13 protein-coding genes are annotated in these 16,199 nt (G+C 70.8%); 7 read left to right on the plus strand and 6 right to left on the minus strand.

What is annotated here, in order from left to right; genetic code table 11:
* Window position 1: 1 nt before the first annotated feature.
* The 6 genes from V2J85_RS20470 to V2J85_RS20495 form a co-directional block, all read right to left on the minus strand.
* Window positions 2-889, minus strand: a complete 888-nt coding sequence (locus V2J85_RS20470) for an amidohydrolase family protein (protein ID WP_330822397.1) — start codon at window positions 887-889, stop codon at window positions 2-4.
* Entirely contained in the window at window positions 886-1,239 is a 354-nt protein-coding gene (locus V2J85_RS20475; RefSeq protein ID WP_330822398.1) for a hypothetical protein, read from the minus strand. The genes V2J85_RS20470 and V2J85_RS20475 overlap by 4 nt, the downstream gene beginning before the upstream one ends.
* 139 nt (window positions 1,240-1,378) lie before the next feature.
* Window positions 1,379-2,197, minus strand: a complete 819-nt coding sequence (locus tag V2J85_RS20480; RefSeq protein ID WP_410011273.1) for a succinate dehydrogenase/fumarate reductase iron-sulfur subunit — start codon at window positions 2,195-2,197, stop codon at window positions 1,379-1,381.
* On the minus strand, window positions 2,194-4,161 hold the full coding sequence (locus V2J85_RS20485; protein WP_330822399.1) for a fumarate reductase/succinate dehydrogenase flavoprotein subunit: 1,968 nt from the start codon (window positions 4,159-4,161) through the stop codon (window positions 2,194-2,196). Before V2J85_RS20485 ends, V2J85_RS20480 begins: the two co-directional genes overlap by 4 nt.
* Window positions 4,162-4,249: 88 nt before the next feature.
* The gene (locus V2J85_RS20490) at window positions 4,250-5,077 is read right to left on the minus strand and encodes a hypothetical protein (protein ID WP_261955883.1); all 828 of its coding nucleotides are present in this window, start codon (window positions 5,075-5,077) and stop codon (window positions 4,250-4,252) included.
* Between the two features lie 107 nt (window positions 5,078-5,184).
* On the minus strand, window positions 5,185-5,484 hold the full coding sequence (locus V2J85_RS20495) for a hypothetical protein (protein WP_261955882.1): 300 nt from the start codon (window positions 5,482-5,484) through the stop codon (window positions 5,185-5,187).
* Between the two features lie 407 nt (window positions 5,485-5,891).
* On the opposite strand from V2J85_RS20495, the gene V2J85_RS20500 reads away from it, so the two are divergent.
* The 7 genes from V2J85_RS20500 (at window position 5,892) to V2J85_RS20530 (ending at window position 16,195) form a co-directional block, all read left to right on the plus strand.
* Window positions 5,892-8,297: an ABC transporter family substrate-binding protein gene (locus V2J85_RS20500; RefSeq protein ID WP_261955881.1), complete on the plus strand. Its 2,406-nt coding sequence runs from the start codon at window positions 5,892-5,894 to the stop codon at window positions 8,295-8,297.
* Between the two features lie 183 nt (window positions 8,298-8,480).
* The gene (typA, locus tag V2J85_RS20505; protein WP_261955880.1) at window positions 8,481-10,385 is read left to right on the plus strand and encodes a translational GTPase TypA; all 1,905 of its coding nucleotides are present in this window, start codon (window positions 8,481-8,483) and stop codon (window positions 10,383-10,385) included.
* A gap of 205 nt (window positions 10,386-10,590) precedes the next feature.
* Complete coding sequence (locus tag V2J85_RS20510; RefSeq protein ID WP_330822400.1) at window positions 10,591-12,213, plus strand: peptide ABC transporter substrate-binding protein; 1,623 nt, start codon at window positions 10,591-10,593, stop codon at window positions 12,211-12,213.
* Window positions 12,214-12,237: 24 nt separating this feature from the next.
* Window positions 12,238-13,161, plus strand: a complete 924-nt coding sequence (locus V2J85_RS20515; RefSeq protein ID WP_261955878.1) for an ABC transporter permease — start codon at window positions 12,238-12,240, stop codon at window positions 13,159-13,161.
* On the plus strand, window positions 13,154-14,143 hold the full coding sequence (locus V2J85_RS20520; protein WP_261955877.1) for an ABC transporter permease: 990 nt from the start codon (window positions 13,154-13,156) through the stop codon (window positions 14,141-14,143). The genes V2J85_RS20515 and V2J85_RS20520 overlap by 8 nt, the downstream gene beginning before the upstream one ends.
* A gap of 11 nt (window positions 14,144-14,154) precedes the next feature.
* Complete coding sequence (locus V2J85_RS20525) at window positions 14,155-15,174, plus strand: ABC transporter ATP-binding protein (RefSeq protein ID WP_261955876.1); 1,020 nt, start codon at window positions 14,155-14,157, stop codon at window positions 15,172-15,174.
* On the plus strand, window positions 15,161-16,195 hold the full coding sequence (locus V2J85_RS20530) for an ABC transporter ATP-binding protein (RefSeq protein ID WP_261955875.1): 1,035 nt from the start codon (window positions 15,161-15,163) through the stop codon (window positions 16,193-16,195). The genes V2J85_RS20525 and V2J85_RS20530 overlap by 14 nt, the downstream gene beginning before the upstream one ends.
* Window positions 16,196-16,199 lie beyond the last annotated feature (4 nt).

Raw genomic sequence — 16,199 nt, forward strand, 5'->3', positions numbered from 1 at the left:
CTCAGGCCGCGCCCCGTACGCGGGCCGCCGCGCGTTCCGCCTCGTGGACGACGCGGGACGGGTCGACGTGGACCAGCCGGCCCCGGTGTTTGCGGAGGTGGCCGTCGACGAAGACCTCGCTGACGTTCGGCGGCTGGCCGTTGAGCACGATCTGGCTGGTCCAGTCGAAGCGCGGGGCGAAGTTGAGCGTGCCGGGGTCCAGGACGACGACATCGGCGCGCTTGCCCGGTGTCAGCGACCCGACCCGGTCCGCCATGCCGATGCACTCCGCGCCGCCCAGCGTCGCCATCCGCAGCACCGCCGGGATCGTCGGGTGGATCGACGCGTCCTCGTGCCGGGCCCGCTGGAGGCCGACCGCCGCCTTCATCACGTTGAACATGTCCGAGGTGTCGTTGGTGCCGCCGTCGTGCCCCAGCCCGGCCCGTACGCCGTGCCGGTGCAGGGCCGGCCGCGGCATGATGCCGGACGCCAGCCGCATGTTGCTGAGCGGGCAGTGGGCGACCCGGACGTCGTGGGCGCCGGTCAGCGCGATCTCCTCGTCGGTGAGGTGGATCGCGTGGTTCATCAGCAGGTCCGGCCCGAACGCACCGGTCTCGCGCAGCGAGCGGATCGGGTCGTCCTTGCGGTCGTCGCGGTGTTCCAGGACGTGGGAGTTGAGCATCACCCCGAGGTCCCGGGCGAGCTCGTGGAACTGCCGCAGCTCCTTGCGGGCGGACATCCCGGCGTGCACCGACACCTGCGCGGAGGCCAGCGGCAGCGGGTCCAGGAAGTCCTTCTTGACCCGGGGGACGAGGTCGAGGTCGGCGGCGTAGACGAACCGCGGTTGCAGCCGGCCAGCCAGCCGTACAGGTCCTGGGTCGAGCAGCCGCCGCGGATGCTCGACTGTCACAGGTGGTTGTGCAGATCGACGAAGCCGGGCAGGACGAGCTTCCCGCCGGCGTCCATGACCCGGGCGCCGGCGGGCGCGTCGAGCTTCCGGCCGACCGCGGCGACCGCGCCGTCCTGGAGCAGGACGTCGACGCCGTCCTCCAGCGTGCCCAGCGGGCCGTCGCCGAGTTCCGGGTCCATGGTCAGCACCAGGTCGGCGCCGCGCAGCAGGGTGGTCCGCCTGCCGTCCGGCGCCGGACCCGGCCCTCCGGGACGCTCCCGGCCGCGCGCCGGTACCCCTGCCGCGGCCGCCAGCGGCACGCTGCCGATACCGGCGAGGACCCGGCGCCGGCTCAGTTTCGGAAAATTCATTCCGTTTTTATACCGCGTTGACAAGTGCATGCCGGCAGGCGAGATCAAGCCATTTGACGTGCTGTCAGAAAGTGTCGACGTAGCGGCAGTTGGACGGACATATCGGGTTGCGGGGCAGGCGCGTCCGGCCGCCCGGCGATCATTCGGTGCGGCGCCGGATCTTGTTCCCGAGCCACACCAGCGGGTCGTACTTCCGGTCCGCGGCGCGTTCCTTGAGCGGGATCAGCGCATTGTCGGTGATCTTGATGTGCTCGGGGCAGACCTCGGTGCAGCACTTGGTGATGTTGCAGTAGCCCAGCCCGTGCTCGTCCTGCGCGGTGCGCTTGCGGTCCACCCCGGACTCCGGTGCCGCGTCCAGCGGATGCATGTCCAGCTCGGCGATCCGCATCAGGAACCGCGGCCCGGCGAACGCCGCCTTGTTCTCCTCGTGATCACGGACCACATGGCAGGTGTCCTGGCACAGGAAGCACTCGATGCACTTGCGGAACTCCTGCGAGCGCCCGACGTCCTCCTGCCGCATGCGGTACTCGCCCGGCCCCAGCTCCGGCGGCGGCACGAACGCCGGGATCTCCCGGGCCTTGGCGTAGTTGAAGGACACATCGGTGACCAGGTCCCGGACCACCGGGAACGCGCGCATCGGCGTCACCGTGATCGTCTCCGTACGGTCGAACACCGACATCCGGGTCATGCACATCAGCCGCGGCCGGCCGTTGATCTCCGCGCTGCACGAACCGCACTTGCCCGCCTTGCAGTTCCAGCGGACCGCGAGGTCCGGGGCCTGGGTGGCCTGCAGCCGGTGGATGATGTCGAGCACCACCTCGCCCTCGTGCACCTCGACCGTGAAGTCGGAAAGGCTCCCGCCCTCCGTGTCACCCCGCCACACCCGGAAGTGCGCCTGGTAGGCACCGGACGCCGCCGGCTGCTCCGCCACGTGCTGCGCTGTCTGCTGCTCGGTCACCGGGTCAGCTCCTCGTCGGTCAGGTACTTCGCCAGCTCGTCCTTCTCGAACAGCTCCAGCAGGTCGCGGCGGATCGGCGGGGTCTCCCGCCGGGCCAGCCGGATCTGGCCCAGCGACGGGTCCGCGGCCCGGGCGTCGCCCTGCGGATCGGCCAGTTCGCAGACGAGGTTGATGTTGCGCCAGCTCCGGTCCATCGCCGGGTGGTCGTCGCGGGTGTGCCCGCCGCGGCTCTCCTCGCGCTCCAGCGCCGCCCGCGCCACGCACTCGCTGACCAGCAGCATGTTCCGCAGGTCGATGGCCAGGTGCCAGCCCGGGTTGTACTGCCGGTGGCCCTCGACGCCGGCCCGCCGGGCCCGCACCCGCAGATCGGCCAGCCGCTTGAGCGCCTCGAACATCTCGCTCTCCTTGCGGATGATGCCGACCAGGTCGTTCATCGCCTGCTGCAGCTCCTGGTGAAGGGTGTACGGGTTCTCCGCCGGGCCGCGGTCGGCGGCGTCCTCCGGCTCCGCGCCCTCGGCACTGAACGGACGGAGCGCCTCCGCCTCCGCGGCGTCGATCTGCAGCGGATCGGCGGCCGGCCGCGTGGTCAGCCCGCTCACGTACTCGGCCGCGTGCAGTCCCGCCCGGCGGCCGAAGACCAGCAGGTCGGAGAGGGAATTGCCGCCCAGACGGTTGGAGCCGTGCATGCCGCCGGCCACCTCACCGGCGGCGAACAGGCCCGGTACGCCGGTCGCCGCCGCGGTGTCCGGGTCCACGTCCACCCCGCCCATCACGTAGTGGCAGGTCGGCCCGACCTCCATCGGCTCCGCCGTGATGTCGACGTCCGCCAGCTCCTTGAACTGGTGGTGCATCGAGGGCAGCCGGCGCTTGATCATCTCGGCCGGCATCCGGGTCGAGACGTCCAGGAAGACGCCGCCGTGCGGGGAGCCGCGGCCCGCCTTCACCTCGGCGTTGATGGCCCGGGCGACCTCGTCGCGGGGCAGCAGCTCGGGCGGGCGGCGGTTGTGGTCCGGGTCCTCGTACCAGCGGTCGCCCTCGTCCTCGGTCTCGGCGTACTTCTCCTTGAAGACGTCCGGGATGTAGTCGAACATGAAGCGCTTGCCGTCGCTGTTGCGCAGCACCCCGCCGTCGCCGCGCACCGACTCGGTGACCAGGATGCCCTTGACCGACGGCGGCCAGACCATGCCGGTCGGGTGGAACTGCACGAACTCCATGTTGATCAGCGGCGCCCCGGCCAGCAGCGCCAGCGCGTGCCCGTCGCCGGTGTACTCCCAGGAGTTCGACGTCACCTTGAAGGACTTGCCGATGCCGCCGGTGGCCAGCACCACCGCGGGCGCCTCCAGCACGAAGAACCGGCCGGACTCCCGCTCGTAGCAGAAGGTGCCGGACACCTTGCCGGAGCCCGCGGCCGAGCCGCTCTTCGCATCCGTGAGGACGCGGGTGACCGTGCACTCCTGGAAGACCTTCAGCCGGGCGTCGTACGCGCCGAACTCCTTCTCGTCCTCCTGCTGGAGGGAGACGATCTTCTGCTGGAGGGTGCGGATCAGCTCCAGGCCGGTACGGTCGCCGACGTGCGCCAGCCGCGGGTACTCATGGCCGCCGAAGTTGCGCTGGGAGATCCGGCCGTCGGGCGTACGGTCGAACAGCGCGCCCCAGGTCTCCAGTTCCCAGACCCGGTCCGGCGCCTCCCGGGCGTGCAGCTCGGCCATCCGCCAGTGGTTGAGGAACTTCCCGCCGCGCATGGTGTCGCGGAAGTGGACCTGCCAGTTGTCGTGCTCGTTGGCGTTGCCCATGCTGGCCGCGATACCGCCCTCGGCCATCACCGTATGGGCCTTGCCGAACAGGGACTTGCAGATCACGGCCGTCCGCATGCCTGCCTCGCGGGCCTCGATGGCGGCGCGCAGCCCGGCGCCGCCCGCGCCCACCACGACCACGTCCCATGTCTGCCGGTCCACATGCGCCATCGGGGGGCACAACCTTCCTTGGAGAACTGTCGTAGGAACAGGAGTTGTTGAGGGGGAGGGGAGAGCCGCGGGCCCCCGGGACGCCGCGTCAGAAGAAGCGCGGGTCCGCGAACGCCCCGCTGGCCAGCAGGAAGACGTAGAAGTCCGCCAGCGCCACGCTGATCAGCGACGACCAGGCGAGCAGCATGTGCCGCTCGTTGAGCTTGCCGATCCAGCCCCAGAGCCGGTAGCGCACCGGGTGCTTCGAGAAGTGCCGCAGCCGCCCGCCGACGATGTGCCGGCAGGAGTGGCAGGAGAGGGTGTACGCCCAGATCAGCACGATGTTGGCGAGGAACACCAGGGTGCCCAGGCCCATGTGGCCCCAGGCGTAGTGCTCGTCGCGGAAGGTGAGCGCGGTGTCGTAGGTCAGCACGCCGGCCACCAGCACCGCGAAGTAGAAGAAGTAGCGGTGGATGTTCTGCAGGATCAGCGGGAAGCGGGTCTCGCCGGTGTACTTCTTGTGCGGCTCGGCGACCGCGCAGGCCGGCGGCGAGGCCCAGAAGCCGCGGTAGTAGGCCTTGCGGTAGTAGTAGCAGGTGAGCCGGAAGCCCAGCGGGAAGATCAGGATCAGCAGGGCCGGGGACAGGCCCCACCAGCTCCCGACGATCTCCCAGTTGGGCCCGCCGTGCATGGTGTGGCAGTTCTGGGCCAGGCACGGCGAGTAGAACGGCGAGACGTAGGGCGCGCTGTAGTAGTCGGCGTTCGCGAACGCCCGCCAGGTCGAGTAGACGATGAACGCGAACAGCCCGGCGGCGGTGGTGGCCGGTGCCAGCCACCAGCGGTCGGTCCGCAGGTGGCGGGCCGGGATGGCGGCGCGCGACGGGGTGTGCACGCCGGTCGTGCCCGTTTGCGAGGTGGGTTCGGTGCCAGTGGCCAACGTCGGTCTCCGTGAAGGGCGCTCCGTCGCGGCACGGCGCGGCGGGGCGGGATGAGGGGCGGACGGGGGTGTGCCCAGGGGGAGGACTCCTCCTGCGGTCCGGTCCGTCAGGGGGCGTGCCCGTGTCTCGACCCGAGGCCCTCGTCGTCGGCACCGGCCCACAGCGCGGAGTTGTAGGGCGCGTCGGAGATCGTGACCATCTCGGCCTGGACGGCCTGCCCGCGGGCGGCCGGTCCGCAGGCCGCGCTCTGCTTGAGCAGGGCGAGGCTCTGCCGCAGGTGGTCGGTGTCGCTCCGGACCCGGCGGACGTCCAGGCCGCCGCCGAGCCGCACCTCGAGCCTGCCCACCGACCGGACCAGGTCGTCCAGGCTGCGTTCAACCGCCGTCAATTCGTCCTGAAGGGACATAACGTGCCCTCACTTTTGAAGGTGTGCTGGGCGATCTCATGCGCCCGAGAGTGTCGCGCGTCACAGTAGGGGTTGGGAAGGGGTCCGGCGCGATTACGACTCGAACCGGTGCGTTTCGGCATTCATGCGCCGCGGCGGGGGGCGAACGCCATTGCGGGAAACGGCGCATGCGGCACCCCTCGCGCCCCCCTCGTGCGCCGGTCTCCACTCCGCCGTACGGGCCTGATGTTGGGCCGGGCGGGTGGCCTTGGCGTGGCAGTCGCCGTGTCGGGATGCCGGTCCGTCTCCGGTCGCCTTCAGTAGGGATGCCATAGATGTGATGAGCCGCAAAGTCGGCCGAACGTGGTGCGCCGGTCCGGCACCAGGCGGTGCTCGGCGCGGCGCGGGCGAGCCCGGAGGTAACCGTCATGACCGACCACGACCACCCCTCAGGCCGCCGCTCGGCGGGCCGCAGACGCCGCTGTGCCGCGCTCGTCGCGGCGGGGGTGCTGCTCCCCCTGCCGGCCCTGGCCGGATGCAGCACCGACGACCGGGAGGCGTCCGCCGAGGCGTCCCAGGACATCGCCCCGGCGCCGCGCGGCGAGCTCAAGGACGGCGGCACCCTGCGCTGGGCCGTCGACGCGATGCCCGGCACCTTCAACGCCTTCCAGGCCGACGCCGACGCCACCACCGCCCGGATCACCGGCGCGGTGCTGCCCAGCATGTTCACCGTCGACGCCGAGGGCACCCCGCAGCGCAACGCCGACTACCTCGACGCCGCCGACGTCAGCGCCCGCGACCCCAAGCAGGTCGTCACGTACAAGATCAACCCCAAGGCGCGGTGGAGCGACGGCAAGCCGATCACCGCCGCGGACTTCATCGCCCAGTGGACCGCGCTGCGCGGCAAGGACAACGCGTTCTGGACCGCCCGCAACGCCGGCTACGACCGGATCGGCAAGGTCGAACAGGGCGCCGGCGCCCACGAGGTCAAGGTCACCTTCGCCCGCCCCTACGCTGACTGGCGCTCGCTGTTCACCCCGCTCTACCCCCGGAGCGTGATGGGCAGCCCGAACGCCTTCAACGACGGGGTGCGCGAGCAGCTCAAGGTCGGCGCCGGCCCGTTCCTGGTGCGGAAGCGGGACGCCGACGAGGGGCGGGTCGTCCTGGTCCGCAACCCCTCGTGGTGGGGCGCCCGCGCCAAGCTGCAGAAGATCGTGCTGCAGGCGCTGCCCGCGGAGAAGCGGGCCGCGGCGCTGGCCGCGGGCTCCATCGACGTCGCCGCGGTCGACCAGACGGCCGCCGAGCGGGTCGAGGCGGCCGGGAAGTCGGACGGCGGCAACGCCGGCCCGCAGTCCGGCCGGGCCGGCTCCGGCACCAAGGCCGCCGCCGGGAGCAGGGCGCTGCGCGGGTACGTCATCCACAAGGCTTTGGAACCCGCCTACACCCAGCTCGCCCTCAACGGCAGCAGCGGCCCGCTGGCCGACGACCGGGTGCGCCGCGCGGTGGCCCGCGCCATCGACCGGCAGGCCCTCGCCGACACCGTGCTGAAGCCCCTCGACCTGCCGTCCAAGCCGCTCGGCAGCCATCTGCTGATGGCCGGGCAGCCCGGCTACGAGGACCACAGCGACGCGCTCGGCGACCAGGACGCCGGCGCCGCCAAGGCGCTGCTCGCCGATGCCGGCTGGAAGCCCGACGGCGCCGGCCACCAGCAGGCCGGCGAGAAGGCCGGCGCCCCCGCACCCGGCGGCTGGCTCGGCGCCCGCGACTACGGCGACGAGGACGAGGACGAGCGCTCCGGCGACCGCGCGGACAACGGGTACGACGACGGCGACGAGGGCGGCTACGACCCGGACGCCGACGGTGCCGCCGACGGCCGCAACCCCGGCCGCCCGGTCCCCGCCCAGGCCGTCCGGCCCGCCAAGGGCGACCACGGGGAGGGCGCCCGGCCCGCCGCGGCCGAGGCCCCGCTGTCCTTCACCGGCGCGGTCGGCTCCGAGGTCCAGCAGGCCGCCCTGCTGCGGCAGAGCGCCGCCTTCTACAAGGACGCGGCCGCCGCCGAGAAGAAGGACGCCGACGGCGACACCGGGTCCGACGCCTACGCCAAGTACAAGCGGTACAAGAAGCACGCCGCCCAGGCCCTGAGCGCGGCCGAGGTGATCGAGACCGGACAGGCCCCCGACCTGCCCGGATCCGGCGGCCACCCGGGCTCCCGGCACGCCGCCGTCCCGCGCTCCTACGACGCCCCGCTCACCGCCGTCTCCCCGGCCGGCGACAAGGCCGGCCGGCGAGTCGGCGGCTTCGCCGTCAAGAAGGACGGCAAACCGCTCACCCTGCGCTTCGTGCTCCCCGACGGCGCGGCCTCCGAGCAGCTGCGCACCGTGGGCACCCGGATCGCCGCGATGCTCGCCAAGATCGGCGTGCAGACCTCCCTCCAGCGGGTCTCCGACGCCAGCTACTTCCAGGACCACGTGGCCTCCGGCGACTACGACCTGGCGCTGTACTCCTGGCCCGGCACCGCCTACCCGGCCACCGACGCCCGGCCGATCTACGCCAAGCCGCAGCCCGCGCCGGACGGCTCGCTGACCGTCGAGCAGAACTACACCCGGGTGGGCACCGACCACATCGACCAGCTCTTCGACCAGGCCGCCTCCGAGCTGGACGAGGACGCCGCGCGCACGCTCGTGGAGCAGGCCGACGCCCGGATCTGGGCGGCCGCCGGCTCGATCCCGCTCTACCAGCGGCCCGAGCTGGTGGCCACGAAGAAGTCGCTCGCCAACGTCGGCGCCTTCGGCTTCGCCACCCCCCGCTTCCAGGACATCGGCTACCGGAAATAGGACCCCGCGCAAACCCTTTTTTCGAAAGGAAAGCGCAGGTCAGCGGTGCTGTGTACGGGCTGGGGCGGCCTTTGTCGCCCCGGCCCCGTACCATGGGGTGAGGCCGTGGCGTCTTCATGCCCGGCGGGCGCGCGTACCGGTCCGTACGCGCTGCCATCCACGATTCCGGGAGAAGCACCGCTAGTGCCCACGCGCCACGACATTCGTAACGTCGCCATCGTCGCCCACGTCGACCACGGCAAGACGACCCTCGTCGACGCCATGCTGAAGCAGGCCGGCGCGTTCGCCGAGCACGCCGCCGAGAAGCTCGACGACCGGATGATGGACTCCAACGACCTGGAGCGTGAGAAGGGCATCACGATCCTCGCCAAGAACACGGCGGTGAAGTATCACCCCAAGGACGGCGGGGAGCCCATCACGATCAACATCATCGACACCCCCGGCCACGCCGACTTCGGCGGTGAGGTCGAGCGCGGCCTGTCGATGGTCGACGCGGTCGTCCTGCTGGTCGACGCCTCCGAGGGCCCGCTGCCGCAGACCCGCTTCGTGCTCCGCAAGGCGCTCGCGGCCCGGATGCCGGTCATCCTGTGCATCAACAAGACCGACCGCCCGGACTCCCGCATCGACGAGGTCGTCAACGAGACCTACGACCTCTTCCTCGACCTCGACGCGGACGAGGACCAGATCGAGTTCCCGATCGTCTACGCCTGCGCCCGGGACGGCGTCGCCTCGCTGACCAAGCCGGAGGACGGCACGGTCCCGGCCGACAGCACCAACCTGGAGCCGTTCTTCTCCACGCTGCTGGAGCACGTCCCGGCGCCCGAGTACGACGACGCCGCCCCGCTGCAGGCGCACGTCACCAACCTCGACGCGGACAACTTCCTCGGCCGCATCGCGCTGCTCCGCGTCGAGCAGGGCGAGCTGCGCAAGGGCCAGAACGTCGCCTGGATCAAGCGCGACGGCACGATCTCCAACGTCCGCATCACCGAGCTGATGATGACCGAGGCGCTCACCCGCAAGCCCGCCGAGAAGGCCGGCCCGGGCGACATCTGCGCGGTCGCCGGTATCCCCGACATCATGATCGGCGAGACGCTGGCCGACCCGGAGAACCCGATCGCGCTGCCGCTGATCACGGTCGACGAGCCCGCGATCTCGATGACCATCGGCACGAACACCTCGCCGCTGGTCGGCCGCGGTGGCACCGGCAAGGGCGCGGACGCCAAGGCCGCGGTCAAGGACCGCAAGGTCACCGCCCGCCAGGTCAAGGACCGCCTCGACCGCGAGCTGATCGGTAACGTCTCGCTCCGCGTCCTGGACACCGAGCGCCCCGACGCCTGGGAGGTGCAGGGCCGCGGTGAGCTGGCGCTGGCCATCCTCGTCGAGCAGATGCGCCGCGAGGGCTTCGAGATGACGATCGGCAAGCCGCAGGTCGTCACCAAGGAGGTCGACGGCAAGACCTACGAGCCCGTCGAGCGCATGACCATCGACGTGCCCGAGGAGCACATGGGCGCCGTCACCCAGCTCATGGGCGTCCGCAAGGGCCGGATGGACAACATGTCCAACCACGGCTCCGGCTGGGTCCGCATGGAGTTCGTCGTCCCCTCCCGCGGTCTGATCGGCTTCCGTACGGAGTTCCTGACCAACACCCGCGGCACCGGCATCGCGCACTCCATCCACGAGGGCCACGAGCCGTGGTTCGGCGCGCTGCAGACCCGCAACAACGGCTCCCTGGTCGCCGACCGCTCCGGTTCCGTCACCGCCTTCGCGATGACGAACCTCCAGGAGCGCGGCGTCCTCTTCACCGACCCGGGCACCGAGGTGTACGAGGGCATGATCGTCGGTGAGAACTCCCGCGCCGACGACATGGACGTCAACATCACCAAGGAGAAGAAGCTCACCAACATGCGCTCCTCCTCGGCCGACTCCTTCGAGGCGATCGTGCCGCCGCGGAAGCTGTCGCTGGAGCAGTCCCTGGAGTTCTGCCGCGACGACGAGTGCGTCGAGGTGACCCCGGAGGCCGTGCGCATCCGCAAGGTCGTCCTGGACCAGAAGGAGCGCGGGCGCACGGCGTCGCGCGCGAAGCGCTGAGGTCCTCCCCCCCTGAATTGAGGCCGGTGGGGGTGCACGTGATCACTTACGTGCACCCCCACCGGCCTTTTCGCACCCCCGGCGGTCCGTCGCCGCACTCCCGCGCGGCGGCAAATGGAGCAGTGGCAGTCGCCGTCGAAGTGCGCTACATCCCGGTTTGCGATCTTATGTGGGCTAGGCCTGATCGCGGATCTGAGGAGGCGTCATGCGCGGACGCGGGCGCGTGCAGTGGGGGGCCTGCGCCCTCGCCGCGGCCGTCGCGCTGACGGCCACCGCCTGCGGGGGCGGAAGCACCGGCCGGTCCGGTGTGGTCACTGCTTCGTGGGGGGATCCGCAGAACCCGCTGGAGCCGGCGAACACCAACGAGGTCCAGGGCGGGAAAGTCCTGGAAATGCTGTTCCGGGGGCTCAAGCGGTACAACCCGAAGACCGGCGCGGCGGAGAACGTGCTCGCGGAGCGGATCGAGACGCCGGATTCGCAGAACTTCACGGTCACCCTGAAACCGGGCTGGACCTTCAGCAACGGGGAGAAGGTCACCGCCAAGTCCTTTGTCGACGCCTGGAATTACGGCGCCTTCATCGGCAACAAGCAGAAGAACGCGCCGTTCTTCCAGTACATCGACGGCTTCGACCGGGTGCATCCGGAGAACGGGAAGCCCACCGCCCGGACGCTGTCGGGGCTGGTGGTCAAGGACGACAAGACCTTCACCGTCCGGCTGAACCAGAAATTCTCCAGCTGGCCGGACACCCTCGGCTATTCCGCGTTCATGCCGCTGCCCCGGGCGTTCTTCACCGACCATGACGGCTGGCTGCGGAAACCGGTGGGGAACGGGCCGTATCTGGTGGACTCCTACGAGAAGGGGTCCGTTATGCGGATGCGGAAATGGGGGAAGTACCCGGGCAGTGATCCGGCGCGCAACGGCGGGATCGATCTCCGGGTCTACACGGACAACAACACCGCGTACACGGATCTGCAGGCGGGGAACCTCGATCTGGTGGACGACGTGCCGGCCTCGCAATTGCGGCACGTGACGTCGGATCTGGGCGGGCGATACATCAACCAGCCGGCCGGGATCATTCAGACGCTCACCTTTCCGATGTACCGGAAGGAGTGGTCGCGGCCGGGGTCGGACAAGGTCCGGCGGGGGCTGTCGATGGCCATCGACCGGAAGCAGATCACGAAGGAGATCTTCGAGAACACCCGCACCCCGGCGACCGACTGGACCTCGCCCGTACTGGGTGCGGACGGCGGCTACCGGGCCGGGCTGTGCGGTGCGGCCTGCGAGTTCGACCCGGCCGAGGCACGGCGGCTGATCAAGGAGGGCGGGGGACTGCCGGGCGGCCGGATGACCCTCTCGTACAACGCGGACACCGGCTCGCACAAGGACTGGATCGACGCGATCTGCAACAGCATCAACCGGACGCTGGGCAACGACCGGGCCTGTGTGGGCGATCCGGTCGGTACCTTCGCCGACTTCCGGAACAAGATTTCGGCGAAGGGGATGACCGGGCCGTTCCGGGCCGGCTGGCAGATGGACTACCCGCTGATCCAGAACTTCCTGCAGCCGCTGTATTACACCAACGGATCCGCCAACGACGGAAAGTTCAGCGACCGGCGGTTCGACAAACTGGTCGACGCGGCGAATGCGGCGACGGACCGGGGAAAGGCCGTGGCGACGTTCCAGGACGCGGAGAAGATCCTCGCGCAGCAGATGCCGGCGATTCCGCTGTGGTACCAGAACGGCAGCGGCGGCTACTCGGAGCGGATCAGCCATGTCGCGCTGAATCCGTTCAGCGTGCCGGTCTACAACGCGATCACGGTCAACTGAGCGGAAAAGAGAGGCGGGGCGCGCGTGGGACGTTATGTGGTCCGGCGGCTGTTGCAGATGATCCCGGTGTTCATCGGCAGCACCTTCCTCATCTTCTTCATGGTCTATGCCCTGGGTGACCCGGTCGCGGCCATGTTCGGCGACCGGGCACCGGACCCCGCCACCGCCGCGCAGATCCGCCGCGACCTCTATCTCGACCAGCCACTGGGAAAGCAGTACCTGCACTACATGGGCCAGATCTTCCAGGGGAATTTCGGCACCGCGTTCAACGGGCAGTCGGTCACCGAACTCATGGCCTCCGCCTTTCCCGTGACGCTCCGGCTGACCCTGGTCGCCATCGTGCTGGAAATGCTGGTGGGCATCACGCTGGGGGTGTTCAGCGGGCTGCGGCGCGGCCGGGGCATCGACACCAGCGTGCTGCTGCTGTCGCTGATCGTGGTCTCCGTCCCGACGTTCGTCAGCGGCTATCTGCTGCAGTTCGTGTTCGGTGTCCGGTGGGCCTGGGCGGCGCCCTCCGTCGCCCCGGAGGCGCCGCTGAACGAACTGCTGCTGCCCGGACTGGTGCTGGCGCTGGTCTCGCTCGCCTACGTGACCCGGCTGACCCGCACCTCCATCGCCGAGAACGCCCGCGCCGACTACGTCCGCACCGCGCTCGCCAAGGGCCTGCCCCGACACCGCGTCATCACCCGGCACCTGCTGCGCAATTCGCTGATCCCGGTCGTCACCTTCATCGGCACCGACATCGGCGCCCTGATGGGCGGCGCGATCGTCACCGAGCGGATCTTCAACATCCACGGCGTGGGATTCCAGCTCTACCAGGGGATCCTGCGGCAGAACTCGCCGACCGTGGTGGGCTTCGTGACGATCCTGGTGCTGGTCTTCCTGCTCGCCAACCTCCTCGTCGACCTGCTGTACGCCGTCCTCGACCCGAGGATCCGCTATGCCTGATCCCTACGTCCCCAAGGAAGCCATCGGCCACGGCGACGGCGGTACCGCCGCGCTGGCCATCGGCGAGGCGGAGTCGCTGGAGCGCCGCCCGTCCGCCGCACCGCCGTCCGCCGGCCCGCCCGGCGCCCCCGTCGGCAAACCCCGCAGCCTGTGGAGCGACGCCTGGCACGATCTGCGCCGCAACCCGGTCTTCGTGCTCTCCGCGCTGGTCATCGTCTTCCTGGTGGTCATCGCGATCTGGCCGCAGCTGATCGCCACCGGCAACCCCTACCGCGCCGACCTCGCCAAGGCCCAGCAGGGCTCCCAGCCCGGCCACCCCTTCGGCTTCGACACCCAGGGCCGGGACGTCTACACCCGGGTCGTCTACGGCGCCCGGGCCTCCATCACCGTCGGCGTCTGCGCCACCGCCGGCGCGGCGCTGCTGGGCAGCCTGCTCGGCGGGCTGGCCGGGTTCTTCGGCGGCTGGGGCGACACCCTGCTCTCCCGGCTCGCCGACATCTTCTTCGGCATCCCGGTGATCCTCGGCGGCCTGGTCTTCCTCTCCGTCGTCACCAGCACCACCGTCTGGCCGGTGGTCGGCTTCATCGTGCTGCTCGGCTGGCCGCAGGTCTCCCGGATCGCCCGCGGCTCGGTCGTCACCGCGAAGCAGAACGACTACGTACAGGCCGCGCGGGCGCTGGGCGCCGGCAACGGGCGGCTGCTGCTGCGGCACATCGCGCCCAACGCGGTGGCGCCCGTCATCGTCGTCGCCACCATCGCGCTCGGGACGTACATCGCGCTGGAGGCCACGCTCTCCTACCTGGGCGCGGGCCTGAAGCCGCCGACCGTGTCCTGGGGCATCGACATCTCCACGGCCTCCGCCTACATCCGCAGCGCCCCGCACATGCTGCTGTGGCCCGCGGGCGCGCTGAGCATCACCGTCCTGGCCTTCATCATGCTCGGCGACGCGGTCCGCGACGCCCTCGACCCCAAGTTGCGCTGAGGAGACGGCAGATGACGAACGACGGGCACGGCGGGGAGGGCGGCGGGACGGCCCTGCTGGACGTACGGGACCTGACGGTGGAGTTCCGGACCCGGGACGGGGTGGCGCACGCCGTCAACGGCGTCAGCTACCGCGTGGCGCCGGGGGAGACCCTGGCGGTGCTCGGCGAATCCGGCTCCGGCAAGTCCGTCACCGCCCAGGCCGTGATGGGCATCCTCGACTCCCCGCCCGGCCGGGTGACCGGCGGCCAGGTGCTCTTCCACGGCCGGGACCTGCTGACCCTGCGCAGGGAGGAGCGGCGCCGGATCCGCGGCGCCAAGATGGCGATGATCTTCCAGGACGCGCTGTCCGCGCTGAACCCGGTCCTCAGCGTCGGGGCCCAGCTCGCGGAGATGTTCCGGGTCCACGAGGGGACGTCCCGCAAGGAGGCCCGCGGCCGGGCCGTGGAGCTGATGGAGCGGGTCGGCATCCCCGCCGCCCGGGCGCGGGTGGACGACTACCCGCACCAGTTCTCCGGCGGGATGCGCCAGCGCATCATGATCGCCATGGCGCTGGCCCTCGGCCCGGACCTGATCATCGCGGACGAGCCGACCACCGCGCTGGACGTCACCGTGCAGGCCCAGGTGATGGACCTGCTCGCCGAGCTGCAGCGCGAGCTCACCATGGGACTGATCCTGATCACCCACGACCTCGGGGTGGTCGCGGACGTCGCCGACACCATCGCGGTGATGTACGCGGGCCGGATCGTCGAGACCGCGCCCGTCCACGCCCTCTACCGCGCGCCCGCCCACCCGTACACCCGCGGACTGCTGGAGTCCATCCCGCGGCTGGACCACAAGGGCCGCCGGCTGCACGCCATCAAGGGCCTGCCGCCCAGCCTGACCGCCATCCCGCCGGGCTGCCCCTTCCACCCGCGCTGCCCGCTGGCCCAGGACATCTGCCGCACCGACCCGCCGCCGCTGTACGAGGCCGGCCCCGGCCGGGCAAGCGCCTGCCACTTCTGGAAGGAGACCCTCGATGGCGCCCGGTGAACCCCTCCTCGAAGTGCGCGACCTGGTCAAGCACTTCCCGCTCACCCAGGGCGTGCTCTTCCGGAAGCAGATCGGCGCGGTCAAGGCCGTCGACGGGGTCTCCTTCGACCTCCGAAAGGGCGAAACGCTCGGCGTGGTCGGTGAATCGGGGTGCGGGAAATCCACCCTCGCCCGGCTGCTGGTCGGCCTGGAGCGCCCGACGTCCGGCCGGATCCACTACCGCGGCGAGGACATCACCGCCCTCTCGGGCCGCGCCCTCACCTCCGTGCGCCGCAACATCCAGATGGTCTTCCAGGACCCCTACACCTCCCTCAACCCCCGGATGACGGTGGGCGACATCATCGGCGAACCGTACGAGATCCACCCGGAGGTCGCCCCCAGGACGGACCGCCGCCGGCGGGTCCAGGAACTCCTCGAAGTCGTCGGGCTCAACCCGGAGTTCATCAACCGCTACCCGCACCAGTTCTCCGGCGGCCAGCGCCAGCGCATCGGCATCGCCCGCGGCCTGGCACTGCGCCCGGAGATCATCGTCGCCGACGAACCGGTCTCCGCGCTGGACGTCTCCGTCCAGGCCCAAGTGGTCAACCTCCTGGAGCAGTTGCAGGACGAGTTCGACCTCTCCTACGTCTTCATCGCGCACGACCTGTCCGTCGTCCGGCACATCTCCGACCGGATCGCCGTGATGTACCTGGGCCGGATCGCCGAGACCGGCACCGACGAGCAGATCTACGACCACCCCACCCACCCCTACACCCAGGCCCTGCTCTCCGCCGTCCCGGTCCCCGACCCGGAGGCCCGCGCGCACCGCGACCGCATCCTGCTCAGCGGCGACGTCCCCTCACCCGCCGACCCGCCGTCCGGCTGCCCCTTCCGCACCCGCTGCTGGAAGGCCCGCCCGCTCTGCGCCGAGGTCGTCCCGCCGCTCGACGTCCCGCCGGAGTTCCGGGAGTCGACCGGACCGGCACACCACGCCTCGGCCTGCCACTTCGCCGAGGAGCGGCACGTCGTGCCGAGCGAGTAGCCGG

Source organism: Streptomyces bugieae, assembly GCF_036352915.1.
Taxonomy (GTDB): Bacteria; Actinomycetota; Actinomycetes; order Streptomycetales; family Streptomycetaceae; genus Streptomyces; species Streptomyces endophytica.

Bases quoted from the DNA above. Each gene is read 5' to 3' on its own strand.
- V2J85_RS20475 (WP_330822398.1), bottom strand. From the start codon at position 1,239: ATGAATTTTCCGAAACTGAGCCGGCGCCGGGTCCTCGCCGGTATCGGC.
- V2J85_RS20485 (WP_330822399.1), bottom strand. From the start codon at position 4,161: ATGGCGCATGTGGACCGGCAGACATGGGACGTGGTCGTGGTGGGCGCG.
- V2J85_RS20495 (WP_261955882.1), bottom strand. From the start codon at position 5,484: ATGTCCCTTCAGGACGAATTGACGGCGGTTGAACGCAGCCTGGACGAC.
- V2J85_RS20500 (WP_261955881.1), top strand. From the start codon at position 5,892: ATGACCGACCACGACCACCCCTCAGGCCGCCGCTCGGCGGGCCGCAGA.
- V2J85_RS20510 (WP_330822400.1), top strand. From the start codon at position 10,591: ATGCGCGGACGCGGGCGCGTGCAGTGGGGGGCCTGCGCCCTCGCCGCG.
- V2J85_RS20520 (WP_261955877.1), top strand. From the start codon at position 13,154: ATGCCTGATCCCTACGTCCCCAAGGAAGCCATCGGCCACGGCGACGGC.
- V2J85_RS20525 (WP_261955876.1), top strand. From the start codon at position 14,155: ATGACGAACGACGGGCACGGCGGGGAGGGCGGCGGGACGGCCCTGCTG.
- V2J85_RS20530 (WP_261955875.1), top strand. From the start codon at position 15,161: ATGGCGCCCGGTGAACCCCTCCTCGAAGTGCGCGACCTGGTCAAGCAC.